Origin of the sequence: Streptomyces sp. NPDC005794 (assembly GCF_042871445.1) — a bacterium.
In the GTDB taxonomy this organism is placed as follows: Bacteria; Actinomycetota; Actinomycetes; order Streptomycetales; family Streptomycetaceae; genus Streptomyces.
On record NZ_JBIAIN010000039.1, the window covers coordinates 1 to 23,812 of the forward strand.

Here is a 23,812-nt window from a genome sequence, read left to right on the forward strand (position 1 = left end):
CGGCCGCCTTACCGCCGGACGAGTGTAGGCCGCACAGCCCAACCAGAAACCCGTAGGCCAAAAAGACGAACCACACCTGAATCCTGATAGACCCGCAGCGGAACCCGCTCATCATCCGGTCACGTCGGCAGATCCCTTCCGCCCCCTTCTGAACGGCCCGCGTCAGGGGGCGAGTCGGACGCGTTCGCCGGTGGTTGCGGCGCGTTCGATGCTGTCGAGGAGGCGGTGGCGGCGTACGGCGTGCCCGAAGTCGGGTGCGGTGCGGGTCCCCTCGGTCAAGTCATCGTGGAGGTCGGCGTACGCGTGGGCCAGGGCGTAGCCGGGTTCGTCGGAGCGGCCTGCAATGGAAGGGACCCACTCGTAGGTGTCAGGGACGGCGAGTTCGGTGAGTCGGGCGTCGTTGCCGCGGGCGCCGTGCAGGGTGACGGGTGCCAGCTGCAGGTGCCCGCTGGGCGCGGTGACGATGAGATCGCCGTCGGTTCCGTTGATCTCCCAGTGGAAGTTCGTCCCGCGGGAGGAGCCTCCGCGGTAGTGGACGGAGGCGACGGCCCCGGTCTCCAGGACTCCCGTGACCGCGACCTGGTCGGCCGTCGTCATGGTCGTGCTCTCGCCGGTCTCGGCGTTGGTGACGCGGGGGCGGCGGACCGCCGTGGTGGCGGTGGTCTCGGTGAACTCACCAAGGACCGTCGAGAGCGCGTCGATGGTGTGTCCGAAGGGGATGGTGAGCATGGTGGCCCCGTTGTCCCGGTCGAGCAGGTATTCGCTGCCGGAGGAGAAGGTGGGTCCCCAGGCACCGCCGGAGGCGATCATGCTGGTGGACAGCACCTCGCCGACGTAGCCCTCGGCGACCAAGTCGCGCGTGTACCGCAGGGCAGGGTTGGCACGGGCCTGGAGGCCCACGAAGCCGCGGACGCGCGCACGGGCGGCGAGCCCCTCCAGCTCCTCTGCTTCTGCAAGGCCGTTGGCCAGGGGCCACTCGCACAGGACGTTCTTGCCCGCGTGCAGTGCCGCCTCGACGAGCCTCCGGTGGTGGGGGACCTTCACGGTCACCACCACCAAGTCCACTTCGTCGCGACGCACCAGTTCCTCGGCGCTGCCGAAGGCCAGTGGGATGCCGTACTTCTGCCCGGCGGCCCTGGCGGACTCGGCGCTGCTGGCGCTCAGCGCGCGCAGTTCGAACTTTCCCTTCAGCGCTTCCAGGGCCGGTACATGGGCGCGGGCGGCCCAGCCGCCGCGCGCGCTCAGCCCGATGATGCCGACGCCTACGGGAGATTGGAGTGGTTCGGCGGCTGAGACGGTGAATGACATGGTGGTGGGTCTTCTCTTCCTGCCGGTGACGAGCGCAGCGGGCTTACGCGTCGAGGATGCTGGGGGTGTCGTGCAGGACCACGCTCTGCTGCAGCGGGATGCGGTCCATACGGACGTTGTTCACCGGCGTGGTCTCGTCGGCGATGCCGAAGGAGATGCCGAACAGCAGCTTGAGGTCCTCGGGGACGCCGAGGAAGTCGCGGACGGTGTCGGCGTGGAAGCCGAGTTGGGTCTGCGGGATGCCGGCAAGACCGCGGGCGGCGAGAGAGAGCAGGAAGTTCTGCCCGTACATGCCGATGTCGCCGGCCGCCCGCACTCCGTCGCCGAACGTCGGCATGAACAGGAAGGCGGCGTGCGGCGCACCGAAGAACTCCAGGCCCTTGCGGGCGACGACTTTCCGGGCTTCCCGGTCTTCGCGCTTCAGGCCCTGGGCCTGGGTCACGGTCGCGGCGTGGTGGTGTGCCCGGTCGAGGTAGGCGCCGTCACCGAAGTCGGCGTAGTCGAAGGTGAAATCGGGCGAGAAGCGGTCCTCCTCGTCGGCCCTGAGTATCTCCTTGCTCAGGGCGTCCCGCGCCGCGCCGGAGACGATGTGCACCGTCCACGGCTGCGTATTGCAGTTCGACGGGGCGGCCTGTGCATCTTCCAGCACGCCGCGCATGTCCGAAGCGGACAACGGATCGGGGAGGAAACTCCGCACAGAGTGCCGGGCCTGCACGATGTCGGTGAAGACCGAAGCCGGAGTGGGCATGGCTGTGGTAGACAAGGCGATTCCATTCTGGAGTGGTTGACTCCCGCAAATTCAGATGCGCTTCACGGGTGTTCCTGCCGGCCTGGCACGGCCGGACGGCTCCGCTGCGTCAGCGGTGGGCGGCGCGGTTCATCTCGACGATGTCGTCCAGGGTGGCCGTGGCCGGGCGGGTGGCGAGGCGTTCCGGCACGCTGTCGCGGATGCGGGCGTCCTTGACGCGGTCGGCCGCGGCCAGGGCCGCCGGCAGCTCGTCGAGGGTCAGCTCGGTGCAGTAGGCGGGGCTGTTCGGCTGCTGACGCCAGGAGTCGGCCAGTGTGCCGGCGTCGTAGGGGTCGAAGCCAGTGTCATCCACGAGCTGCATGGCCACCCGCCGCGCCTCCTTGGAGTCGCCGGCAACGGGGATGGCGAGGCGGCCGGGCGTTCCGGCCGGCACGCCCCGGGTCCGCTGAGTTTCGGCCAGGGCGGCGTTCCACGCCTTGGCCACGGGGCGCCCCAGTTGCTTGGCGTTCCACACGCTCTCGACCTCGCCGTTGTCCACGGCCTCGATCTGCCCGCTCAGGAACGGATAGTAGTTCGAGGTGTCGATGACCACGGTCTCGGCGGGGACCGAGGCGAACAGGCCGGCCAGCTCCCCCGCCACACCGAAGGGGATGGCCAGGACGATGACGTCCCGGCCCTGGACGGCGTCGGCGAGGTCCGTCGCGCGGGCCCCCGACTCCAGCACCTCCGCCCGGACGGCCTCGGGGCCGCGGGCGTCGGCCACCTGGACGTCGTGACCGGCCGTGCTGAGCTTGGCAGCGAGGTTCCCGCCGATGGCGCCAGCGCCTATAACGGCAATTTTCATGATTTGTCCTTTGGGAGGTTGCGCTGCCCCTGAGGCAAGCGAGATGTGATGGCCGGGTGGTGGTGCCACCTGGGGTTGCGTGGGTCGGGGCGGGCGGGGCGCCTGACCGTTTACGCCTGGGTGTCCCGCTCGCGGTAGCCGCTCGCGATGAGCGTGCGAAGCCGGTCGAGCGGCTCCTCCTCGGTACCGGTGCCCTTGATCCAGGCAACGGAACAGGCCGCGAGGAACAGGTCGTGCCCCCGCACCGACGCGCGCACGCGCCCCGCAAGCTGCGCGGCTCGCACGTACTGATCGGTGGCGGAGATGAGGATGCCGCAGGGGATCGTGAGCGGGCTGTCCGGCTCATGCGCCCTGGCCGCGGCCATGAGCGGTTCCGGAAGGCCGCTGTAGGCGCTGAAGTAGTCCTCCATCGCCCGCAGCCACAGCTCCAGCGCGTCGGCGGGGTCGTCGAGCTGTTCGATGTCCGCCTGGCGGGCCACCAGCTCCTCGGAGCGCGTCTGCAGCACGGCCGCCAGCAGCGCCTCTCGGGTGGGGAAGTGCCGGTACAGGGTGCCGGGCCCGACGCCGGCCTCCTTGGCCACCGCCTCAAGGGAGGTGCCGACCCCGTGCTGCAGGAAGTGACGCTGCGCGGTCTCCAGGAGGGCGGCACGGTTGCGCTGGACGTCCGCGCGGGGCTTACGTCCCCGCAGTTCCTCGGCGCTCATACGCCCTCCTCTACCTGCCCTTTATTCTGCGGCCACATCAAAACGGATACTGCCTCCGCACACGTCCGAGACTAAAACGGAGGCGGCATCCGGTCAAATCGGCGGCCCGGTCCCGGAGCTCGGACAGCGCAGGGGCCCGACATGTCTGACCGTAGAGCGCGCAGGGCAAGAGTCGTGCCGAGCCGGGTGGGCGCCCACGGTGCCGCGCTGCCGGTCCCGACGACTTCGGCGTCCTGGACCGTGGCCCGCTTGTTCGGCCACTCTGCGCCGAGCCCTGGCCCGTCTCCTGGCCCAGGATGTCAGGGGGTGAGCTGCTGGTGTCCTATGACGGAGAGCGTTCGAGTTTGCTGTGGCTCTCCGTGCCGGGGCGAGTGGTCAGTACCACCAGGGTCTGGGCGCGGTTCTCGGTGAACAGGATCTGGGCGTCGACGTCGATGCGGCCGAGTTCGGGATCTACCGGCGCCTCGGATTCGTCACCAATCCCAGCGTGCACGCGGCCCAGCGCGACGGCGGTGCCGAACCCTGGGTACGGGGACGCGACCTGTTCCTCAGCACGCTGGCCACCGCCTGGGCACGCAGCGCCGTCATGGCCGACGAGCCGTCGCCCAACGCCCTCGTCTTGCGAACGGGGTGGGAAGAGCCCGCGATGGAAGCACCCCGCGAGAGCGGCGAAGGCCCTCTGTTGGGAGGTGGGCTGACGCGGTTCCGTGAGAGGCCCTCGTATCTCGCGCCGTCTCCAGCTGCTCCACGGCGAGCCCCCTGCCCCCGGCGGCACGCCGGCCGGCGCGAGGAACGTCGGCACGGCCCTGACCGGCGCCGGGCTGCGTGTGGCAGTCAAGCAGCCTGCTTTCTTCCCATTCCGGTGACAGTCTGATGCTGGCGGCCCAGCCCGTCCGCGCCGCAGGTGAGAGTGTCGCCGGGCGTGAGGTACTGCGGCGGGCTGAGGTCCTTGCCGGCGCCGAACGGGGTACCGGTGTTGATGAGGTCTCCGGGCTCCAGGACCATGAATTCGCTCAGATGACGGATGATGCCCGCACTGCTCAGGAGCATGTCGGCGGTCGTGCCGTCCTGGCGACGTACGCCGTTGTGGTCCAGCCACAGGCGCAGGTTTTTGGTGTCGCCGAGAGCTCCCGGCGTGGCCAGCCAGGGGCCGCACGGGTTAAAGGTGGGCGCGGACTTGCCCTTGAGCCACTGTCCTCCGCGCTCCTTCTGGAAGGTCCGCTCGCTGATGTCGTTAACCAGAACGTATCCGGCGATGGCGGCGAGGGCGGCTTCGTCGTCGGCCAGGTAGTGGCTGCGGATGCCGATGACGACGCCCAGTTCGACTTCCCAGTCGGTATGCGTGGAATCGCGGGGTATGTGGACGGGGTCGTACGGTCCGGACAGCGAATTGGGTGCCTTGGAGAAGACGAGCGGCTCCTGGGCGACAGGGGTGGTGCTGCCTGGGCTGCGGTAGTTGGCGCCGATCCCGAGGATCTGGTGGGGGCGAGCGATGGGGGCACCGATCCGTTCGGTGCCGAAGCTGTGGAGTCTGCCGGCGGCGCGGCGTGCGGCGACGGCTTCGTGCAGCAGGCGGGGGCCGCCGGCTGCGAAGAACGCTTCGTTGTAGTCCTCGACCAGGTCGGAGACGTCGATGTAGGTCTGCTGGTCGACCCTGACGACAGGTCGCTCCCGGCCGGGCGGGCCGATGCGCATGAGCTGCATGGAGAAGTCTTTCGGTGGCTGCCCGCAGGCCGAGCACCGGAGTACTCGGCCTGCGGGCCAGGGCGGGGTCAGCGAGCTGAGGTCAGCGGGGTGGCGCGTCCGTGGGTGTGGATCCGACAGCCTTGGCCACGTCCCGGACGGCGCCTGCGACGGCGCCCGCGACCTTGTCGTTGAATACGCTGGGGATGATGTAATTCGGGTTGAGCTCGTCCCCGCTCACCACGTCCGCCAAGGCCTGGGCCGCGGCCAGCATCATGTCGGTATCCACCGTGCGGGACTGGGCGTCCAGCAGACCGCGGAAGACACCCGGGAAGACCAGCACGTTGTTGATCTGGTTCGGGAAGTCGGAGCGTCCGGTGGCGACAACGGCCGCTGTCTCGCGGGCGATTGCCGGGTCGACCTCGGGGTCCGGGTTCGCGAGCGCGAACACGATCGCGCCCTCCGCCATGGCGGCGACGTCGGTGCCGTCCAGGACGTTGGGGGCGGAGACGCCGATGAAGACGTCGGAGCCGGCGACGGCCTCCTTGAGGGTGCCGGTGACGCCCTCGGGGTTGGTGTTGTCGGCGATCCAGCGCAGCGGCGATTCCGGGGTGGCGTCCACCAGGTCCTCGCGGTCCGCGTGCACCACACCGTGGATGTCGGCGACCACCGCGTGCTTGACGCCCGCGGCGATGAGCAGCTTCAGGATGGCCGTGCCGGCCGCGCCGGCGCCGGACATGACGACCCGTACGTCACCGATCGACTTGCCCACCACGCGCAGCGCGTTGGTCAGCGCGGCCAGGACGACGATCGCGGTGCCGTGCTGGTCGTCGTGGAAGACCGGGATGTCCAGGGCCTCGCGCAGCCGCGCCTCGATCTCGAAGCAGCGGGGGGCGGAGATGTCCTCCAGGTTGATGCCCGCGAAACCGGGGGCGATCGCCTTGACGATCTGGACGATCTCATCGGTGTCCTGCGTGTCCAGGCAGATCGGCCAGGCGTCGATGCCGGCGAAGCGCTTGAAGAGGGCGGCCTTGCCCTCCATCACGGGGAGCGACGCCATCGGGCCGATGTTGCCGAGGCCGAGCACCGCCGAGCCGTCGGTGACGACCGCGACGGAGTTCCGCTTGATGGTGAGGCGGCGGGCGTCCTCGGGGTTCTCGGCGATCGCCATGCAGACCCGCGCCACACCCGGGGTGTAGATCATCGAGAGGTCGTCACGGTTGCGGATGGGGTGCTTGGACGCCATCTCGATCTTGCCGCCGAGGTGCATCAGGAACGTACGGTCGGAGACCTTGCCGAGGACGACGCCCTCGATGTCCCGCAGACCTTCGACGATCTCGTCCGCGTGCGAGGTCGAGGAAGCCGCGATCGTGACGTCGATGACGAGACGGTCGGCGTCTGAGGAGATGACGTCGAGCGCCGTCACCGAGCCGCCCAGCGCCTCCATGGTGGCAGTCAGCCGGGAGACGGCGTTGCCTCCCGCGGGGACTTCGAGCCGGATGGTCATCGAATAGGAGACGCTGGGCGTGCTCATGGGATGGTCCTCATCTGTCCTGGTGCGCGGCGGCGTGGGGATGCCGCCGGCGGATGCCGTAGGAAGTGTTTCGCTTGTCCGGCGAGGTCACTTGGCCATGTCGGCCTTGGTGGTATTGATCTTGGCTGTGTCGAGCTCGGTGCTCTCGACGGGCTGCGGCGGCATGGTGCCGGAGCTCAGGATCGTGCGGGCCCGGTCCATGTCGATGTCCTTCTCCCATTTGCCGATGACGATGGTGGCGACGGCGTTGCCGAGGACGTTGATGAAGACGCGGCCCTCGTTGAGGATGCGGTCGATGCCGACGATCAGGGAGAGCGCGGCCAGGGGCACGTGGCCGACCGCGGTGACGGTGCTGGCGAGCACGATGAACGCGCCCCCCGCGATCCCGGCTGTTCCCTTGCTGGTGAGCATCATGACGCCGACCATGATCAGCTGCTGTTGCCAGGACAGATCGATGCCCATGGCCTGGGCCAGGAACAGGGAGGCCATCGTGAGGTAGACCGCGGAGCCGTCCAGGTTGAAGGAGAACCCGGAGGGGATGACGATGCCGACCACGGGCCGGCCGATGCCGAGGATCTCGAGCTTGCGTACCAGTTGCGGCAGGACGGCCTCGCTGGAGCAGGTGCTCAGGGCGACGAGCAGTTCGGTTTTGAGGAAGCGCATGAGGCCGAACAGGCTCAGCCGGCAGGCCCGCATGATGGCCCCGAGGACGACCAGGACGTAAAGGATGCAGGTGGCGGTGAACAGGATGATGAGATAGCCGAGCTGCTTGAGGCTGTCCGCGCCGTAGGTGGCGACCACGGTTGCCAGAGCGCCGAACGTGCCCAGGGGTGCCAGCCGCATGACCCAGCCGACGATGCGGAAGACGACGTCCGAGAGCGCCTTGATGCCGCGGGTCAGGGGTGCGCCGTCCTCGCCGGCCATGTTCAGGGCCACGCCGAAGATGATCGAGACCATCAGCGCGGACAGGATCGCGTCGCCGGTGATCGCGCCCAGCAGTGAGGAGGGGATGAGGGAGGAGACGAATCCAGTGAGGGTGGCGTGCTCCGTTTCGGTTTCGGGCACGTCGTCAGCGTTCAGCGAGGCGGGGTCGACACTGAGGCCGGAGCCGGGCTGGAAGACGTTGGCGATCACGAGCCCGATGAGCATGGACACGAAGGAGAGCACCAGGAAGTAGCCGATCGCCTTCACACCGATCCGGCCTGCCTTGCGCAGGTTGTCCATGGAGGCGATGCCTGTGGTGACCACGCAGAAGACGACCGGGATCACGATCATCTTGACCAGGGCGATGAACCAGTCGTTGAGTGGCTTGAGCGCCTCGCCGAGCCCGGGTGCGAGGATGCCGACGGCGATGCCGAGGGCCGCGGCCAGCACGACCTGGAACCACAGCTCGCGTATCAGGCGGTTCAGCCGTGACCGCTGTGGGCGGTCGGTAGTGGTGGTGCTTGTCATCGTTGGTGCTCCCTTGCACGACGATCGTGTGTAGCCCTGTCCCGTGGGGGGGTGCGGGGGGACGTGAAGCGGCTCGCGTCCCCGGGTCGTACGTGGTGCTCGGTGGCGCCGGCGGCGGGGGCCCGCTGCCTGAGCGGGCCGCCTGCCGGTGCCGGTCAGTTGTGCAGGTCGCGCAGCACCTTGTAGAAGGCGTCCTTGCCCTCGAAGCCGATGCCGGGGATGTCAGTGAGGCCGACCTGGCTCTTCTCGACGACGGCGTCGTCGGCGAAGCCGCCGGTGGGCTGGAACTCGCCCGGGTAGGACTCGTTGCCGCCGAGCTTGAGGGCGGCGGCGATGTGCAGGGAGAACTGATGACCGCCGTGCGGGATGCAGCGGCGGGAGGACCAGCCGTGCTGGCGGAGCATGTCCTGGATGCGCAGGTATTCGGTGAGCCCGTAGGAGAGGGCCGGGTCGAACTGGAGGGTGTCGCGGTCGGGGCGCATGCCGCCGTAGCGGATCAGGTTGCGGGCGTCCTGCAGGGAGAAGAGGTTCTCGCCGGTGGCGATGGAGCCGGTGTAATGCTCGGCGACGGTGGCGTTGAGGTGGTAGTCGAGAGGGTCGCCGATCTCCTCGTACCAGAACAGCCCGTACGGCTCGATGGCCCGCCCGTACTCAAGCGCGGTGGTGAGGTCGAAGCGGCCGTTGACGTCGACGGCCAGCCGTGAGCCGTCACCGTCCAGGACCTCGATGACGGCCTCGATGCGGCGCAGGTCCTCGGCCAGGTCGGCGCCGCCGATCTTCATCTTCACGACGTCGTAGCCCAGGTCGAGGAAGCCGCGCATCTCGTCCTGCAGGTCGGTGAGGGTCTTGCCCGGGGCGTAGTAGCCACCGGCGGCGTAGACGAACACCGAGTCGTCGGGCTGCCCGTCGCCGTGGCGCTCGGACAGGTACTGGTACAGCGGCTTGTCCTCGATCTTGGACGCCAGGTCGAACAGGGCCATGTCGACCACGCCGACCGCGACCGAGCGCTCGCCGTGCCCGCCGGGCTTCTCGTTGCGCATCATCACGTCCCACGCCTTGGCCGGGTCCAGGCCGCCCTGTTCGTCGAGGAGGCTGCCGGGCTCGGCGTTCAGCAGGCGGGGCAGGACTCGGCGGCGCAGGATCTCTCCGGCGCTGTAGCGGCCGTTGGAGTTGAAGCCGTAGCCGACGAGTGGCTTGCCGTCACGGATGACGTCGCTCTCGATCGCCACGATCGAGCAGTCCATGGAGCTGAAGTCGATCCAGGCGTTGCGGATCGAGGAGCTGATCGGAACGACGCCCTCGTAGACGTTGGTGATCTTCATTGTGACGACCTCTCTAATATCTTATAAGATATGCCGGTGTTAGGCTGAGGTGTCCTGACCGGGACTGTCAAGGGGGTGCGAGCACCCGGAAAGGATTCGTACGGGGCGATGGCCGACACGAACCTGTTCCTGAGCAAGAGCGACCTCGCCTATGCGGAGCTGAGGGGTCAGATCCTCTTCGGCACGCTGCCCGCAGGGTCACGGCTCGCGCAGTACGACCTCGCCGAGTCCCTGAACATGAGCATCACGCCCTTGCGCGAGGCCATCCGCCGCCTCAGCAGCGAGGGGCTCGTCACCGTCGAGACCCACCGCGACGTCCGGGTCTCCACCATGACCTCGGACGAAGCCCGCCAGTTGTTCGAGGTCCGCCTGTCCCTGGACCCGACCGCCGCCGAACTCGCAGCTCAGCGACGTACCGACGAGGACATCGCGACCATGCGGGCTGCCGTCGACAAGCTGCTCCCTGTCACACGTCAGTGGGGGGAAGAGGCACTCACGGCCCATCGTGCCTTCCATCAGGCGCTGTACCGGGCCTCGCACAACGACGTGCTCATCGGTCTCCTGGACGATCTCTGGGACAAGTCCGACCGCTATCGGCGCCTCGGCCTCGAACTGCCGCCCGGCGACGAACCCCGTACCCGGGATCTCCACGAACATCACCAGCTCGTGGACCTCATCGAGGACGGACGGGCCATCGAGACCGCCCGGTTGATGCGTGACCACATCGCCCACAGCCTCACCGCCACCGCCATCAGCGCCCTGGAAGACCGTGAAGGCGCCCATACGGCGTGATGCGCAGATGGTTACACGGACGTGCAGTCTTCTGATGCTTGGTCACCACAGGTGTCAGTGCTCGGTGGCGGGCCGGGTGGCGATCTTCGGTCATCTACAGAACGGTGACAGGCACCCCTCATGGGTGTATCTCCACGAGCCTCTGCAGATTCTGCGTCACCGCTGGTCAACGCCTGTTTCCGAGAGGCTTCAAGGAGACTGTCGGAGGTTCCGGGGCAGCCAACGATCGCCGTCTAGCCCTCCACCACCCCGGACCGTCGATCTGCCATCTCATACTGGCGGGCCTGCAACGACTGCCCGATGATATTCCCCCCGAACCCGGGAAGCGGCGAGAATGTTCTCCAATGGCCCCGCGCGCGTGCAAACTAACGCCACGCTCTTCCCGGCCGGAACCGGCGTCCCCGTCGAGCAGGATCTACCAGTCCTGCCACAGGACTTGGCGCGCGCATTGTTCATCACGGGCAGGGCCCCGTACGACCAGGCCAAGCACGGAGGGGTCGTCAACGTACGAGTGGTGCCACAGCGTGGCGGCCCTGCCCGCCTGTCTCAGCTGGAGCGATGACCCGGTCACTCGCATCACACGTACCGACCTCGCCCGCGAGTTCGACCCCTCCGAGAAGGGCATGCTCTCCTACACCCTGGGACAGGCCATGTGCCAGATCTTCGCCGAGAGTCAGCTGTCCGTTCGGTTCTTCATGCATGTCGCCCGCTACGCCTCCGCCCACCATCTCACCTTCCCCGGGCAGAGCCGGGCGGACTTCTTCGGAGAGCGGACCTCCGGCGGGTATGTCGTCGCGGAAGCCAAGGGCCGCTCCGGCCCGCTGAAGAACGAGCTGCGCACAGCCATGGAGGAGCAGAAGAGGACGGTCAAGACCATCAAGGGCGAAGAGCCGACGATCGCGTATGCGAGCGCCGTGCACTTCTCCTCACCCCACAGCCCTATGCGTCTGACGGCGATAGACCCGGACGCGGTCGCCTCTCGCGCCGTAGACCTCCCCGTCGACCCGGACCTACATGTGCTGGCCTACTACGCGCCGTTCCTGGACGCCTGCGCCCATCAGGAACCACTCATTCTGGGCGACTACGCCGTGGCTGGTTTCGCGGCGCTCGGCGTGACGCTCGGAGTCTTGGCACCAGTGCTGCAGCGTGTGGAACGCTCGGCTCGACGCAACGAAACCGCAGGCCTTCACGACGACATCCTGGGCCTGCTCGGCCGCCACCGGCCTCGCCAGGAGCACATGCTCTACACCGACGGCACTCTTTTCGCGGCAGACTGGACGGTTCCCGAGGACCGGCGACGCCCGGGCCAGCGGGACAACGAGGTTCTCTCCGGCTATCTACACGAGGCGTTCCGCAGCCTGAACGAGGAGGAGGACGACTGGCGAGCAGAGCCCGTCGAGGAGGGAGACCCCGACTGGCGGAATCTGTCCCCTGCCAGAGGCTACATGCCGGGAATCCTCCCCCAGGGGTGATCTCCTCGAGGGCTGAGGCATAGACAGCCGGCGGGCGCCCTACCATCGCTGTAGATGCAGCGCCGTGCAGTGGACGCCGCTGAAAGCATGTTGGCGCTACCCCAGTCCGCGCGCTGTGTGGATCGGCTTGTCCCGGCCGTCCCGCCGAAACGAGCTTCGCCAGGCACCCCAACGCCGCCCGCGGCTCAGGCGATGCGCGTTTTGACCAAGACGCGCGATGAGCCCTGCACGGAGGGCAACGGCTCGAATTTTCGCGGCACAGCTGACGGCCCACTTCGAGAGGGCCCGTCGATAACCGCCCACAGACGAGCCCTCTCCTCACACGGCAGATCACTCAGCAGTTGAGAGAGCCGCTCGGCATCGCCGTTGCCTTACCTCACCGCTCGCCCGCAAGATCGACTTCCTCCCGGTGCACCGGTGCCGCACCCGCCACCTCCGGACGACGCCACGGGTGCGCAATGGGCGCCGACACCGCACGCCACCACGCATCCGAGGGAAGCTCACCGGACGGCTCGAACGGCTCACCCGGCCGAGGGAACGCCACCGCCTGCCCCACTTCCCCGGCAGCATCCGTCATCCACTCCCCCGGCTCGGCCCACGGATGCGGTGCGAGGTTGAACGTGCCCCAGTGGATCGGCAGCAGCACACCGTGCGGCCGGCCGCCCTGCAGGTCAAGATGCGCCTGAACCCCCTCAGCAGGCGACATGTGGATGTCCGGCCAGTACTCCGAATATGCGCCGACCTGGATCATCGTCACGTCGAAGGGGCCGTGCTCGGCCCCGATGTCCTGGAAGCCGGAGAAGTAACCGGTGTCCCCGCTGTGGTAGACCCGGTGCTCCGGGCCTGCGACGACCCATGAAGCCCAGAGCGTGTGCTGCTGGTTGCGCAACCCGCGCCCGCAGAAGTGCCGTGCGGGGGTGGCGGTCAGGCTGAGGCCCGCGATCTGCGCGGTTTCGTTCCAGTCGAGCTCGTGGATGCGTTCCAGGGGCACGCCCCACCGTTCCAGGTGGGCTCCGACTCCGAGCGGCACCGCGAAGACCGTGTCCGTCCCGGCCAGGGCCCTGATCGTGGGCAGGTCGAGATGGTCGTAGTGGTCATGGGAGATCACGACGGCGTCCACGTGCCCCAGCGAGGCAAGCGGCAGCGGAACGGGGTGCAGCCGCTTGGGACCCGCGAAGGCGAACGGCGAGCAGCGCTCGCCCCAGACCGGGTCGAACAGCACCCGGCGGCCGTCGATCTCGGTGAGCACGCTGGAGTGGCCCAGCCAGGTCACCCGCAGGCCCGTCGCCGACGGCGCGGCCAGATCGGCCAGGGTCGTGGCATGCACAGGCACGATGCCGAGCGGCGATCTGCGGGCCCGTTCCTCCTTGCGGAAGTACACCTTGGCGAATTCGAGCATGGAGCCCGACGGCCTGGTCCGGGCGCCTTCCGGATTCTGGAACACTCCGTCGGCGAAATGGGGCGAGCGGCGGATCCGCTCCATCCGCGCCCCGGCCGGGTCCGCCCCGAAGGCGTCCGGGCGCAGCGAGCGGAGTCGGGTACGGAGCGAAGGCTGGTTGTCGGCGCCGGTCACAACATCTCCAGAGGGAGTCGGTCGTCTCATTATGGTCGGGGGGTGCGGCAGGGCGAGAACTCGACGGTGTACGGAGCACTCGCACGTCCACCGGGGCCGTGTCGCAGCTGTGCGGCGGGGCGGATCGGATCAGGCACGCGGCTGGCCGTAGACATGATCGATCCGCAGGGTCAGGACGGCCCTGCGGTCCTGGACCATCACCCGGCGGTAGTCGTCCCAGTCGGGATGCTCCCCCCGGACGTCCCGGTAGAGGGTGATCAGCTGCTCGACGGTCGCGTCGTGCGGGTCGGCGGCGGGCGGGGTCAGCTCGGCCGTAGCATCGGCGACAGTCCAGGCCCACCGGTCTTCGCTGGTCACGTGGTAGCTCGCCCGCGGGTCCCGGCGGAGGTTCCGGGTCTTCGCCCGGCCCTCCGTGACGGACACACGGATCACCCCCTCTTCGGGGTAGTAGGCGTGATTCACGTTGGACAGCTGTGGCCTGCCGTCACGCTTGAGGGTGACCAGTACCCCGCCGTCGTGCTCCCCGAAGATACGGAGCAGCGCCTCGCGCCCAGGTTCGAAGTCCGTCATGCCGACTCCAACGTCTGTACCCCCCGCAGGATTCCGCATCCGGGGGACGAAGTCGCATGCGGTGCTCCGCGCATCGCTGACAGCCCTCTCCCACGGGTACCGGCAGGACGTCGGGCACGGGGGCGGATGTCCGGACCAGGGCGTTGGTTAGGGTAATCGGGTGGCAAGAGTACGGCTGAGCGTGGCGGAGCGTCGTGAGGAGCTCCTGCGCGCTGCCGTCGAGCAGATCGAGGTCCGGGGTGTGTCCGCGGTCCGGATCGCCGATGTGGCCGCTGTTCTCGGGGTGAGCAACGCCCTGGTGCTCTACCACTTCTCGTCCAAGGAGAAATTGGTGGCCGCCGCGTTCGCGTACGCGGCGGAGGCCGACCTCGCCCATCTGCGCAGGCTGCTGACCCGCCGTACCACCGCCGTCCGGCGGCTCCGGGCCGCCGTTCGCTGGTACGCCCCGACCGGTCAGGCCAAGGGGTGGCGGCTGTGGATCGAGGGCTGGGCGTCCGCCCTGCGTGATCCGGTGCTGCGTGACGTGGCCGGAGATCTCGACCAGCAGTGGAAGGCGGAGCTGGCCGAGGTCATCGAGGAGGGCGCGGCGGCGGGTGAGTTCCACTGCGAGGATCCGATGTCCGTGGCGTGGCGGCTGACGGCCCTCCTGGACGGGTTGGCCGTCCAGATGACGTCGTACGCGGGTCCGCTCTCCCGGGCCACCATGCTGCAGTGGACCGAAGAGGCGCTCGCCCGCGAACTCGGCATCGAACACGAGGTTCTGACCGCCTGAGGACGCCCCGGCGTACACGCCCGGGCCGGCCACATGCGCCCGGTCAGGTCTGGCGCACCGGCGCGTAGGCCTCTCCCTCGAGCCCGAAGGTCCAGGCGACACCCTCCTTCGCGGTCCGGGTCCTTGGCGGTACCCGCAGCCAGTAGGTGCGGTGCGTTCCGTCGGGCTCGGGGGTGGAGTTGACGACCTCGACCATGACGACGTCCTCGTCGCCCTCCATCGCGATGCGCCAGAGGATTCCGGTCTCGTCCCGGTGCATCGGCTCGGCGCCCGACTCGGAGAGGTAACGGTCGTAGCCGTAGTACTCGAGCATCACGCGGCGCAGCTCCGCGTTCTCCTCGGCGCGTATACGGTCCGGAGTCAGGCTCGCCAAGCCGTCCAGGAACTCGGCCGGCACGGGCATGCCGCGCCAGGCGTACAGGGCGAAGCCGTCAGGGTAGGCGAGAGCCGGTCCGTCGCCACGGTCGAGCCGTCCCGCCTCGTCGCGATGGAGTGCCTCCGGCCGCTCACTGATCACCACGGCGTTTTCGTAGGGCCACCACCAACCGGCGTTCCTGGCGACCTCCGACAGGCCGGTCAGCCGGTCGCCCCGGCCGTCGAAGGCCGCGAGCCAGGCCGCGTCGTGCTGGCCGAGGACCGCGTCGAGCAGCACGAGGCGGATGCCGGACTCTTCGTCGGGCCGGGTCGCGAGCTCGGCGACGACTCCCGTGCGTATCCTCTCGGCCAGCGCGGCGGTGGTCTCCCACAGCTGGGCGCCGGTGGCGGACCACAGCGCGGACCAGCCGGCCGGGCCCAGTTCGTCGTACATCCGGCGGCGTTCCTCCGCCCAGGGACGGGTGCGGACCTCTTCGCGCACCGAACGTCCCGCGTCGGACAGCTTCTCCACGGCCTCGACGGCCGCCTTGGGCGAGTCCGCCCAGATGATGCGCTCCGGTTCCGCGAGCCCCGCACCGCGATAGGCGAGCCGTACCCCTTCCTCGGCCGCGCGCCTGTCGGCCCTGCCCGTCGCCGCCGCCACGGCGCGCCATGAGTTCACGTACTGCATCGGTATTCCCCGCCCCTGTTCCTTGTCCCTGTTTCCTGACCGCACATCACCGGACCACCTCACATCCCGTCGCGGGAGGGTCAGTCCGCGACGATGCGGACCGCGCCCGGGGCGTACTCGCGCTGACGCACGACGCGGAACCAGCCCTTCGGCAGCGCTATCGCGGCGTGCTCCTCGTGGACCACGCGTCCGCCCTCGGGGAGATGGAGCAGCATCGGACCGAACGGCCCCGCCTCCCGCATCAGCCGGCCCGGTCCCTGCACCGCGTGTGCGTGGCCGGTGACTTCGCCCAGCGCCAGGACCAGCCGCCCTCGTCCGTCGCGCAGTTCACCCTGCGCGTCGAGGAAGTGCGCGGGCACCTCCGACTCCTCCAGTGCCACCATCAGTACATCGCCCTGCCGGTACACAGACGTCTCCCTTCACGTCCCGGCACCCTTCGTGCCGGTCACAGGGAAAACGCTACGAGAGGGGTCTGACATCGACGGCTGTCCGGCCTCCGTTGCGCGGTCACACCGTCCCCGGTCACGTCGTTGTCAGTGGCCCTTGATAAACCTTGCGGACATCAGTCGTTCCCAGTATCAGGAGATCGGTGCCATGTCCGACGCAGACCGTCTGAACGAGTTGCTCGGCCTTCCGGCCGTCGATTTCCGGCGTGAGTCCGAGGGGCAGGCCCGTCCGTCGGCCGATGCCGCGGCCTGGCGCATCGGTGTCAACCCGTACGACCCCGATGAGGGCGGCGCCACCTGGGAGGACGAGTTCAACGCCTTCCTCGAAGCCGTCGATCCGTCAGGTGTCGCGGTCCTGATCATCGGGCAGTGGGGTGAGGCGTACGAAGAGACGTCTGCGTATCCCATCGGGCTCGTCACCGCCGCGGCCGACCGGCTGACCTCGCTCAGGGCGGTCTTCGTCGGGGATCTGACGGCGGAAGAGGCCGAGATCTCCTGGATCGAGCAGTCGGACGTCACCGCTCTGCTCTCCGCCTTCCCGGACCTGACCCACCTCGGTGTTCGCGGTGGCACGGACCTGATATTCCCGCCCGTCAAGCACGCGTCCCTGTGTGCGCTCACCATCGAGAGCGGCGGGCTGCCCGCGGAGGCGTTGCGTGGAGTGCTGGACAGCGAGCTCCCCGCGCTGGAGCGTCTGGACCTCTGGCTCGGCGTCTCCGCGTACGGAGGCGACGCGGTCGTCCCGGATCTGGCTCCGCTGCTCGCCGGTACCCGCTTCCCCCGACTGCACCACCTGGGCCTGCGCAACAGCGAGTTGCAGAACGAGATCGCCGCCGCGATCGGTTCGGCGCCGGTCGTCGCGCAGCTCCGCACCCTCGATCTGTCGAACGGCACGCTGGGCGACGAGGGCGCGGCCGCGCTGCTGGAAGGCCAGCCGCTCACCCATCTCACCTCGCTCGACCTGCACCACCACTTCCTGACCGAGGCGATGGAACGCCGTATCTCGGAGGCCTTGGAGCCGCACGGTGTGTCGGTCGACCTGTCCGAGCGCTGCGAGCCGTGGGACGACCTCGGCCCCGAGGGCCGCTACACCGCGGTCGCGGAGTGAGGGCGCGATGACCGACATCACACACCCCGATGTCTTTCACGGCCTCCCGGTCCACACCCTGCCCCTGCCCGAACCGACCGGGGCAAGGGCGCTGCCGGCACCTGATTCCGTGGCCTGGCGGCTGGAATGCCCGCCGTGCGAGCTGACGTTCGAGGAGGTCTGGCAGCAGTTCCTCGCCGAGGTCGACACCACCCAGGTCCGCGCTCTGCTGATCGGCCCCTGGTGGAAGGAGGACTACATCTCCTTCGATCCTGTCGTCGGCGCGATCGTCGCCGACGCACACCGTTTCCCGTCGCTGCGCGCACTGTTCCTCGCCGATGTGGAGGGGGAGGAATGCGAGGTCTCCTGGCTGGAGATGTGCGACATCACTCCGGTGCTGGAAGCTCTCCCTTCGCTGGAGGAGCTGACCGTGCGCGGCGGCGGTGACGGGGTTCCCGACGAGGAGCACCTCCTGCTGCGCCCGGTCCGCCATCGGGCACTCGAATCGCTGCGGTTCGAGTCCGGCGGCCTGCCCGGTCACGTCGTCCGCGCCGTGGGCGCGTCCGATCTGCCCGCCCTCCGGCACCTGGAGTTCTGGTTCGGTTCCGCTGGGTACGGCGGGGACGCCACGGTCGCGGACCTGGCCCCGGTGCTGTCCGGCGCCGCCTTCCCGCGGCTGCGTCATCTCGGCCTGCAGAACAGTGAGATCCAGGACGAGATCGCCGTTGCCGTGGCCTCGGCCCCGGTCGTCGCCCGGCTGGAGTCGTTGTCCCTCGCGATGGGCACGCTCAGCGACGCGGGAGCGCAGGCCCTCCTCGACGGCCAGCCGCTCACCCATCTGTCCTCGCTGGATCTGCACCACCACTATCTCTCGGCCCCTTTCGTCGCCCGTATCGAGGAGCTGTGCACCCGGGCCGGTATCCGGGTCGGGCTCGACGAGGCAGTCGAATGGGATCCCGAGGATGAAGAGGCCCGCTATGTCGCCGTCAGCGAATAGCGGGCAGCCGCGCCTCGCGGTCGTCGGCATCCCCGCCAACCGCAGGGTCGGCCTCTTCCAGGACGCCGTGCGCGCCGCCGGGCTGCCCGCCGCGCGCACGGTGTCCTGGCTGGATGTGCTGCGGGGAGAGGCGGTCTTCTTCCCGGGGGAAACAGTGCGCATCGACTCTCCCGGTGAGGACGCCGAGGTGGACCGGCTGCTGCGCGGTGGCGACGATCAGACCAGGGTCGAGGGGTCGGCCCGTTGGTACGCACGCTTCACCTCGGCCGTTCAGGAGGTGGCACGGGCGGCGACAGCGGCGGGTGCGGTGCTGCTGGACGACCCCCGGGACATCGCGGTGCTGTTCGACAAACGGCTCTGTCACGGCGTGTTGGACGCCGCTGGGGTGCCGGTGCCGGACTCCCCCACCTCGGGACCTGACGCGGAACCCGTGCGGGGGTGGGCGGACGTACTCCGTCTGATGACGGAGCACCGTATGCCGAGGGTGTTCGTGAAGCCCGCTCACGGCTCTTCCGCCTCCGGGGTGATGGCCCTCGAAACGGCCGGCCCGAGGATACGGGCAACCACCTCCGTGGAACGGGACGAGGAGGGCCGGCTGTTCAACTCCTTGCGGGTGCGCCGCTGCACGACGGAGCGCGAGGTGGCTGCGCTCGTCGACGCCCTGGCTCCGGACGGACTGCATATCGAACGCTGGCTGCCGAAGGCGTCCCAGCGAGGACGGGTCGCCGACCTCCGGGTCGTGGTGGTCGCCGGGCAGGCGACCCACGCCGTCGTACGGACCAGCCGGTCCCCCATGACCAATCTGCACCTGGGCGGCGCCCGCGGGGATCTGGGCGAGGTGCGGGCAGCGGTCGAGGCGGCGGGCGGCAGTTGGAGTGCCGCTCTGGCCGTGTGCGAGCGGGCCGCGGCCTGCTTCCCGGACACGTTGTGCGTGGGCGTCGATCTGCTGCCGACGACCGGCTGGCGGCGCTTCGCCGTCGGCGAGGTGAATGCCTTCGGGGACCTCCTGCCGGGTCTGACCGGACTGCCGGGCAGCGGCGCCGAGGACCTGGACAGCTACGGCGCGCAGATCGCCGCCGTGCTGGCGGCTTCCGCACACGACGGCCGACGAGGCCACGACCGCCTGAGTACGGCCTGAGTACGGCCTGAGAAGTATCGACCGAGCAAGGAACGACGGTGTCACCGATGCCCCCTGATCCCACCGCCCGCGACGTGGAGAGCCCGAACCCCGACATGAACGCGGTCGTGGGCAGCCACGACCTTCTGCTCGTCACCCTGGACACCCTGCGTTTCGACGTGGCCGAGGAACTGGCCGCGGCCGGGCGCATCCCGAATCTCGTCCGGCATCTGCCCGGCGGCGTCTGGGAGAAGAGGCATGCGCCGGGCAGCTTCACCTACGCCTCCCATCAGGCGATCTTCGCCGGTTTCCTGCCGACTCCCGCCGCACCCGGTCCTCACCCGCGGCTGTTCGCCGCCCGCTTCGCGGGCAGTGAGTCGACCGCGGACGGCACCTTCGTCCACGAGTCCCCTGATCTGCTCTCCGGCCTCGCCGCCGTGGGCTATCGCACGGTGTGTGTCGGCGGCGTGGGGTTCTTCAACCGCCGGCCGCCGCTCGGCTCGGTGCTGCCCGGCATGTTCCAGGAGAGCCACTGGGAGCCGGAGTTCGGTGTCGCCTCCCCTACCTCCTTCGAGGCGCAGGTCTCGCGCGCGGAGCAGGTCGTCGCGGAACTCCCGGAGGACCGACGGCTGTTCCTCTTCGTCAATGTGTCGGCGCTGCACCAGCCCAACTGGTTCCATCTTCCCGGCGCCGACGCCGACGCGGGAGACTCCAGGGCGACTCACGCCGCGGCCCTGGAGTACGTGGACCGGCACATCGGGCGCCTCTTCGCGGCGGCGAGCAGCCGCCGCAGGTGTTTCGCCATCGTCTGCTCCGATCACGGCACGGCGTACGGCGACGACGGCTACACCGGCCACCGCATCGGTCACGAAGCCGTCTGGACCGTGCCCTATGCCCACTTCTTCCTCGAACCGGGGGCGCGCCGATGACCGGCACCACGCACAGCACCAGCCCGTACCGCAGCTACGTCTACGCCTACCCGCACAAGACCGCCTACCGCCCGCTCGACGGCCGGCCCGGCGGATGTCCGCCCCTGAGCGAGCTCTGGGCGGCGGAGCGCAAGGACGCGCTCTCCCTCTACCTCCACATACCGTTCTGCGAGGTCCGCTGCGGCTTCTGCAATCTGTTCACCCGCATCGGCGCCCCCGAAGAGCTGACGACGCGATACCTCGACGCGCTCGACCGGCAGGCCACGACCGTCCGGGACGCGCTGGGCGACGACGGGCCGGTGCGTTTCGCCGCCGCGGCGTTCGGTGGCGGTACGCCCACGTTCCTCACCGCCGTCGAGCTGGAGCGCCTCTGCGACATCGCGGAGAAACGGATGGGGCCCGACCTGCGGGCCGTGCCGCTGTCGGTCGAGACCTCGCCGTCCACGGCGACGGCGGACCGGCTGGGCGTGCTGGCCGACCGGGGCACCACCCGCGTCAGCATCGGTGTACAGAGCTTCGTCGACGCCGAGGCCCGGGCCGCGGTCCGCCCTCAGCACCGCTCCGAGGTGGAGGCTGCCCTCGGCCGGATCCGCGACGCCCGCATCCCGGTCCTCAACATCGACCTGATCTACGGCATCGAGGGCCAGACCGAGGCGAGCTGGCGCACCTCGCTGGACGCCGCCCTGGCCTGGCGCCCGGAGGAGCTATACCTCTACCCGCTGTACGTACGCCCGCTGACCGGTCTCGGGCGGCTGGGCAACGGAGCGGCGGGGCCCGAGGGGCCCGACACCGCCTGGGACGAACAGCGGCTGCGGCTGTACCGCGCGGGACGCGACCATCTGCTGGCCCAGGGCTATGAGCAGGTGTCGATGCGGATGTTCCGCCGCGCCGACGCCCCGCGCACGGGCCCGGACGACTACGCCTGCCAGACCGACGGCATGATCGGGCTGGGCTGCGGCGCCCGCTCGTACACCTCCTCACTGCACTACTCCTTCGACTACGCGGTGGAGATGCGGGAGATCCGGGGCATCATCGACGGCTTCACCACCACCACGGACTTCTCCCGGGCGGAGGTCGGCCGGTACGTCGATGACGACGAGGCGCGCCGACGCCACCTCCTGCAGTCGCTCCTCCAGGCCGAGGGGGCGCGGCCCGCCGAGTACCGCGAGCGTTTCGGCTCGGATCCGTACGAGGACTTCCCCGCCGAGCTGGAGCTCTTCTCCGCGCGCGGCTGGCTGGACGAGGGGGCGGGCCCCGCCCTGCTGCGTCTGTCCCCCGAGGGTCTGGCCCACTCCGATGCCCTGGGCCCGGAGCTGTTCTCCCCGGCGGTGCGGGCCGCGATGGCCGCGTACGAAGCGAAGTGAGCAGGCCGATGAACAGCCCGATGGACAAGGCGGTGAGCATGGACCTGACGATCCTTTACCGGGGCCCGCTGGCCTCGTGCGACTACGACTGCCCCTACTGCCCGTTCGCGAAGCGGCGGGACAGCGGGGAGCAGCTCCGGTCCGACCGTGCGGCCCTGGAGCGGTTCACCGCGTGGGCCGCGGCGCAGACCGGCGACCGGCTGTCGGTGCTGTTCACCCCGTGGGGCGAGGGCCTGGTGCGGTCCTGGTACCGGAAGGCGCTCGTCGAGCTGTCACGGCTGCCGCACATCGGCCGGGTCGCCATCCAGACCAACCTCAGCGGCCGTACGGGCTGGCTGGCCGAGGCGGAGCGCGACAAGGTCGCCCTGTGGTGCACCTACCACCCCGGCCAGACGCCGTACGAGCGGTTCCTGGGCCGGTGCCGCGAGCTGACGGCCCTCGGGGTGCGTCACAGCGTCGGGATCGTCGGCCTCGACGAGCATCTGGAGGAGGCCCGCCGGCTGCGCTCCGCGCTGCCGCCCGAGGTGTATCTCTGGGTCAACGCCGCCGAGGGGCACACCTACACGGATGAGCAGGCGGACCGCTGGACGTCTCTGGACCCGCTGTTCCCCTACAGCAGGCATCCGCACAGCTCGCGCGGGCTGCCCTGCCGGACCGGTGAGTCCGTCGTCTCGGTGGACGGTGACGGGACGGTACGCCGCTGCCACTTCGTCCGTACCGAGCTGGGCAACCTCTACGACGGCAGCTACCGGAGCTCGCTCGGCCCGCGCGGCTGCCCGCTCGATGTGTGCGACTGCCACATCGGCTACGTGCATCTGGAGACGCTGCCGTTGTACGACGTGTTCGCGGGCGGCGTGCTGGAGCGGATACCCGCCCGTCCTCCGCGGACAGCCGCCCAGGCCGGGCTCGTGGCACCGGGTCCGGCCCGGCGTCCGCTCCCCTTCGTCAGCCGCTGACGGCCCGTCGGCGGCCGAACGGTCAGAGCGGCAGCAGGTCGGGGCGCTTGGCCTCGACGTGGTCCCCGGAGGACTCGCCGCGCAGCCTGCGGCCGATCCACGGGACGAGGTATTCACGCGCCCACTGGATGTCGTCGCGCCGTACCTCGAGCGTTCCGCGCTGTGCCTGCGGGGGCCACACCTGGTCGGGGTCGGTCGGAACCTCGATGCCGAGGACCTGGGCCGCGCGCAGCGCGACCCGGGTGTGGCCCTCAGCCGAGAGGTGCAGCCGGTCGTTGTCCCAGGCCCGCCTGTCCTGCACGGACCGCAGGGACCACAGGTCCAGCACCGGGCAGTCGTAGCGGTCGGCGATGGACCGGACATGCGCGGTGTACATGGCGATCTTGCCCCGCAGGTGCTTGAGCACGGGGATGCCACGGGTGTCGAAGCCGGTGGTGACCATGACGGTGCCCACCGCCTGTGTCAGCTCGGCGACGGCACGCTCGAAGCGTTCTGCCACGTCGTCCGGGTCGGAACCGGGACGGAGGATGTCGTTGCCGCCCGCGCAGAAACTCACCAGATCAGGTGCCAGCTCCTTGGCGCGGGGGACCTGTTCCTCGACTATCTGGTCGAGGAGGCGGCCGCGTACGGCGAGATTGGCGTACCGGAAATTTCCGTGCGGGTCGTCCGCGGGGCCGACCATCGCGTCGGGAACCGGGAGCTGGTCCGCGAGGAGAACCGCGAACCGGTCCGCCCAGCCGACGAGCGTCCCGTCGGGGCCGGGGTCTCCGACGCCCTCGGTGAAGCTGTCGCCAATCGCTGCGTACGACCCGATGATGCCTCGTTGGTTGTTTCTCGAATCGTCTGCCACAAGGGCTTATCTTGCACCTTCGAATGTGACCTACGCGACCGTAATAAGGGGTTGACGGTGGGTGAGAAAGACCACCCGGTCAGTTTTTGGTAAAGCCGGAATAAGGAGAGGGGGGGGGGGGCCCCCCCCCCCCCCCCCCCCCCCCCCCCCCCCGGGGGGGGGGGGGGGGGGGGCGCGCGGGGCCCCGCGCGGGGGGGGGGGGGGGGGCGGCCCCCCCGCGGGGGGGGGCGGGCGGGCCCCCAAGCGG

Annotated in this window: 23 protein-coding genes; 9 read left to right on the plus strand and 14 right to left on the minus strand. The window is 69.5% G+C overall.

Annotated features, from left to right (window positions below; genetic code table 11):
* Positions 1 to 162 precede the first annotated feature (162 nt).
* From ACFYQ5_RS35560 to ACFYQ5_RS35600, 9 genes are all read right to left on the minus strand, one after another.
* Positions 163 to 1,308, minus strand: coding sequence for a Gfo/Idh/MocA family oxidoreductase (locus ACFYQ5_RS35560; protein WP_389203688.1), 1,146 nt, complete (start codon positions 1,306 to 1,308; stop codon positions 163 to 165).
* 43 nt (positions 1,309 to 1,351) lie between these two features.
* Positions 1,352 to 2,071, minus strand: a complete 720-nt coding sequence (locus ACFYQ5_RS35565; protein ID WP_389203690.1) for a nitroreductase — start codon at positions 2,069 to 2,071, stop codon at positions 1,352 to 1,354.
* Positions 2,072 to 2,165: 94 nt separating this feature from the next.
* Positions 2,166 to 2,900, minus strand: coding sequence for an NADPH-dependent F420 reductase (locus ACFYQ5_RS35570; RefSeq protein WP_389203691.1), 735 nt, complete (start codon positions 2,898 to 2,900; stop codon positions 2,166 to 2,168).
* A gap of 110 nt (positions 2,901 to 3,010) precedes the next feature.
* The gene (locus ACFYQ5_RS35575; protein WP_389203693.1) at positions 3,011 to 3,604 is read right to left on the minus strand and encodes a TetR/AcrR family transcriptional regulator; all 594 of its coding nucleotides are present in this window, start codon (positions 3,602 to 3,604) and stop codon (positions 3,011 to 3,013) included.
* A gap of 322 nt (positions 3,605 to 3,926) precedes the next feature.
* Positions 3,927 to 4,097, minus strand: a complete 171-nt coding sequence (locus ACFYQ5_RS35580; protein WP_389203695.1) for a hypothetical protein — start codon at positions 4,095 to 4,097, stop codon at positions 3,927 to 3,929.
* Positions 4,098 to 4,438: 341 nt separating this feature from the next.
* Positions 4,439 to 5,308 carry a fumarylacetoacetate hydrolase family protein gene (locus tag ACFYQ5_RS35585; RefSeq protein ID WP_389203697.1) on the minus strand — a complete coding sequence of 290 codons (870 nt, stop codon included), beginning with the start codon at positions 5,306 to 5,308 and terminating at the stop codon, positions 4,439 to 4,441.
* An 82-nt stretch (positions 5,309 to 5,390) separates the two neighbouring features.
* A complete protein-coding gene (locus ACFYQ5_RS35590; protein ID WP_389203699.1) occupies positions 5,391 to 6,821 on the minus strand; it encodes an NAD-dependent malic enzyme in 1,431 nt (476 codons plus the stop codon).
* An 87-nt stretch (positions 6,822 to 6,908) separates the two neighbouring features.
* Positions 6,909 to 8,273 (minus strand): cation:dicarboxylate symporter family transporter, encoded by a 1,365-nt coding sequence (locus tag ACFYQ5_RS35595; RefSeq protein WP_389203701.1) that lies wholly within the window; start codon positions 8,271 to 8,273, stop codon positions 6,909 to 6,911.
* A 155-nt stretch (positions 8,274 to 8,428) separates the two neighbouring features.
* Positions 8,429 to 9,595 carry a mandelate racemase/muconate lactonizing enzyme family protein gene (locus ACFYQ5_RS35600; protein ID WP_389203702.1) on the minus strand — a complete coding sequence of 389 codons (1,167 nt, stop codon included), beginning with the start codon at positions 9,593 to 9,595 and terminating at the stop codon, positions 8,429 to 8,431.
* Positions 9,596 to 9,703: 108 nt separating this feature from the next.
* Here ACFYQ5_RS35600 and ACFYQ5_RS35605 point away from each other — a divergent pair, with 108 nt between their 5' ends.
* Both ACFYQ5_RS35605 and ACFYQ5_RS35610 read left to right on the plus strand, forming a co-directional pair.
* Complete coding sequence (locus ACFYQ5_RS35605) at positions 9,704 to 10,387, plus strand: GntR family transcriptional regulator (protein ID WP_389203704.1); 684 nt, start codon at positions 9,704 to 9,706, stop codon at positions 10,385 to 10,387.
* Positions 10,388 to 10,911: 524 nt separating this feature from the next.
* Positions 10,912 to 11,859: a hypothetical protein gene (locus ACFYQ5_RS35610; protein ID WP_389203706.1), complete on the plus strand. Its 948-nt coding sequence runs from the start codon at positions 10,912 to 10,914 to the stop codon at positions 11,857 to 11,859.
* A gap of 376 nt (positions 11,860 to 12,235) precedes the next feature.
* Here ACFYQ5_RS35610 and ACFYQ5_RS35615 read toward each other — a convergent pair whose 3' ends face one another.
* Together ACFYQ5_RS35615 and ACFYQ5_RS35620 are read right to left on the minus strand one after the other, a co-directional pair.
* Complete coding sequence (locus ACFYQ5_RS35615; protein ID WP_389203707.1) at positions 12,236 to 13,432, minus strand: MBL fold metallo-hydrolase; 1,197 nt, start codon at positions 13,430 to 13,432, stop codon at positions 12,236 to 12,238.
* A gap of 129 nt (positions 13,433 to 13,561) precedes the next feature.
* Positions 13,562 to 14,002, minus strand: coding sequence for a PPOX class F420-dependent oxidoreductase (locus ACFYQ5_RS35620; RefSeq protein ID WP_389203709.1), 441 nt, complete (start codon positions 14,000 to 14,002; stop codon positions 13,562 to 13,564).
* A gap of 160 nt (positions 14,003 to 14,162) precedes the next feature.
* Between ACFYQ5_RS35620 and ACFYQ5_RS35625 the strand changes: the two genes are divergently transcribed.
* The gene (locus ACFYQ5_RS35625; RefSeq protein WP_389203711.1) at positions 14,163 to 14,774 is read left to right on the plus strand and encodes a TetR/AcrR family transcriptional regulator; all 612 of its coding nucleotides are present in this window, start codon (positions 14,163 to 14,165) and stop codon (positions 14,772 to 14,774) included.
* Positions 14,775 to 14,817: 43 nt separating this feature from the next.
* Here the strand turns inward: ACFYQ5_RS35625 and ACFYQ5_RS35630 are convergent, their stop codons facing one another.
* On the minus strand, positions 14,818 to 15,819 hold the full coding sequence (locus ACFYQ5_RS35630) for a DUF6745 domain-containing protein (protein ID WP_389203713.1): 1,002 nt from the start codon (positions 15,817 to 15,819) through the stop codon (positions 14,818 to 14,820).
* An 80-nt stretch (positions 15,820 to 15,899) separates the two neighbouring features.
* Positions 15,900 to 16,226: a hypothetical protein gene (locus tag ACFYQ5_RS35635; RefSeq protein ID WP_389203715.1), complete on the minus strand. Its 327-nt coding sequence runs from the start codon at positions 16,224 to 16,226 to the stop codon at positions 15,900 to 15,902.
* A gap of 187 nt (positions 16,227 to 16,413) precedes the next feature.
* Between ACFYQ5_RS35635 and ACFYQ5_RS35640 the strand changes: the two genes are divergently transcribed.
* The 6 genes from ACFYQ5_RS35640 to ACFYQ5_RS35665 all read left to right on the plus strand — a co-directional run bounded on the left by ACFYQ5_RS35640 (position 16,414) and on the right by ACFYQ5_RS35665 (position 22,715).
* Positions 16,414 to 17,373 (plus strand): STM4015 family protein, encoded by a 960-nt coding sequence (locus ACFYQ5_RS35640; RefSeq protein WP_389203716.1) that lies wholly within the window; start codon positions 16,414 to 16,416, stop codon positions 17,371 to 17,373.
* Between the two features lie 7 nt (positions 17,374 to 17,380).
* Positions 17,381 to 18,349: an STM4015 family protein gene (locus tag ACFYQ5_RS35645; RefSeq protein ID WP_389203717.1), complete on the plus strand. Its 969-nt coding sequence runs from the start codon at positions 17,381 to 17,383 to the stop codon at positions 18,347 to 18,349.
* Complete coding sequence (locus tag ACFYQ5_RS35650) at positions 18,330 to 19,487, plus strand: STM4014 family protein (RefSeq protein ID WP_389203719.1); 1,158 nt, start codon at positions 18,330 to 18,332, stop codon at positions 19,485 to 19,487. Before ACFYQ5_RS35645 ends, ACFYQ5_RS35650 begins: the two co-directional genes overlap by 20 nt.
* A 95-nt stretch (positions 19,488 to 19,582) precedes the next feature.
* Positions 19,583 to 20,395, plus strand: coding sequence for an STM4013/SEN3800 family hydrolase (locus tag ACFYQ5_RS35655; protein ID WP_389203723.1), 813 nt, complete (start codon positions 19,583 to 19,585; stop codon positions 20,393 to 20,395).
* Positions 20,392 to 21,759 carry an STM4012 family radical SAM protein gene (locus ACFYQ5_RS35660; RefSeq protein ID WP_389203720.1) on the plus strand — a complete coding sequence of 456 codons (1,368 nt, stop codon included), beginning with the start codon at positions 20,392 to 20,394 and terminating at the stop codon, positions 21,757 to 21,759. Before ACFYQ5_RS35655 ends, ACFYQ5_RS35660 begins: the two co-directional genes overlap by 4 nt.
* 38 nt (positions 21,760 to 21,797) lie before the next feature.
* Positions 21,798 to 22,715: an STM4011 family radical SAM protein gene (locus tag ACFYQ5_RS35665; protein WP_389203725.1), complete on the plus strand. Its 918-nt coding sequence runs from the start codon at positions 21,798 to 21,800 to the stop codon at positions 22,713 to 22,715.
* Between the two features lie 22 nt (positions 22,716 to 22,737).
* Here ACFYQ5_RS35665 and ACFYQ5_RS35670 read toward each other — a convergent pair whose 3' ends face one another.
* Positions 22,738 to 23,565, minus strand: a complete 828-nt coding sequence (locus ACFYQ5_RS35670; protein WP_389203722.1) for an SGNH/GDSL hydrolase family protein — start codon at positions 23,563 to 23,565, stop codon at positions 22,738 to 22,740.
* Positions 23,566 to 23,812 lie beyond the last annotated feature (247 nt).

Bases quoted from the DNA above. Each gene is read 5' to 3' on its own strand.
- ACFYQ5_RS35585 (WP_389203697.1), bottom strand. From the start codon at position 5,308: ATGCAGCTCATGCGCATCGGCCCGCCCGGCCGGGAGCGACCTGTCGTC.
- ACFYQ5_RS35560 (WP_389203688.1), bottom strand. From the start codon at position 1,308: ATGTCATTCACCGTCTCAGCCGCCGAACCACTCCAATCTCCCGTAGGC.
- ACFYQ5_RS35640 (WP_389203716.1), top strand. From the start codon at position 16,414: ATGTCCGACGCAGACCGTCTGAACGAGTTGCTCGGCCTTCCGGCCGTC.
- ACFYQ5_RS35575 (WP_389203693.1), bottom strand. From the start codon at position 3,604: ATGAGCGCCGAGGAACTGCGGGGACGTAAGCCCCGCGCGGACGTCCAG.
- ACFYQ5_RS35595 (WP_389203701.1), bottom strand. From the start codon at position 8,273: ATGACAAGCACCACCACTACCGACCGCCCACAGCGGTCACGGCTGAAC.
- ACFYQ5_RS35570 (WP_389203691.1), bottom strand. From the start codon at position 2,900: ATGAAAATTGCCGTTATAGGCGCTGGCGCCATCGGCGGGAACCTCGCT.
- ACFYQ5_RS35605 (WP_389203704.1), top strand. From the start codon at position 9,704: ATGGCCGACACGAACCTGTTCCTGAGCAAGAGCGACCTCGCCTATGCG.
- ACFYQ5_RS35630 (WP_389203713.1), bottom strand. From the start codon at position 15,819: ATGCAGTACGTGAACTCATGGCGCGCCGTGGCGGCGGCGACGGGCAGG.
- ACFYQ5_RS35620 (WP_389203709.1), bottom strand. From the start codon at position 14,002: ATGACGGACTTCGAACCTGGGCGCGAGGCGCTGCTCCGTATCTTCGGG.
- ACFYQ5_RS35655 (WP_389203723.1), top strand. From the start codon at position 19,583: ATGAACGCGGTCGTGGGCAGCCACGACCTTCTGCTCGTCACCCTGGAC.
- ACFYQ5_RS35645 (WP_389203717.1), top strand. From the start codon at position 17,381: ATGACCGACATCACACACCCCGATGTCTTTCACGGCCTCCCGGTCCAC.
- ACFYQ5_RS35665 (WP_389203725.1), top strand. From the start codon at position 21,798: ATGGACCTGACGATCCTTTACCGGGGCCCGCTGGCCTCGTGCGACTAC.
- ACFYQ5_RS35650 (WP_389203719.1), top strand. From the start codon at position 18,330: ATGTCGCCGTCAGCGAATAGCGGGCAGCCGCGCCTCGCGGTCGTCGGC.
- ACFYQ5_RS35590 (WP_389203699.1), bottom strand. From the start codon at position 6,821: ATGAGCACGCCCAGCGTCTCCTATTCGATGACCATCCGGCTCGAAGTC.
- ACFYQ5_RS35660 (WP_389203720.1), top strand. From the start codon at position 20,392: ATGACCGGCACCACGCACAGCACCAGCCCGTACCGCAGCTACGTCTAC.
- ACFYQ5_RS35600 (WP_389203702.1), bottom strand. From the start codon at position 9,595: ATGAAGATCACCAACGTCTACGAGGGCGTCGTTCCGATCAGCTCCTCG.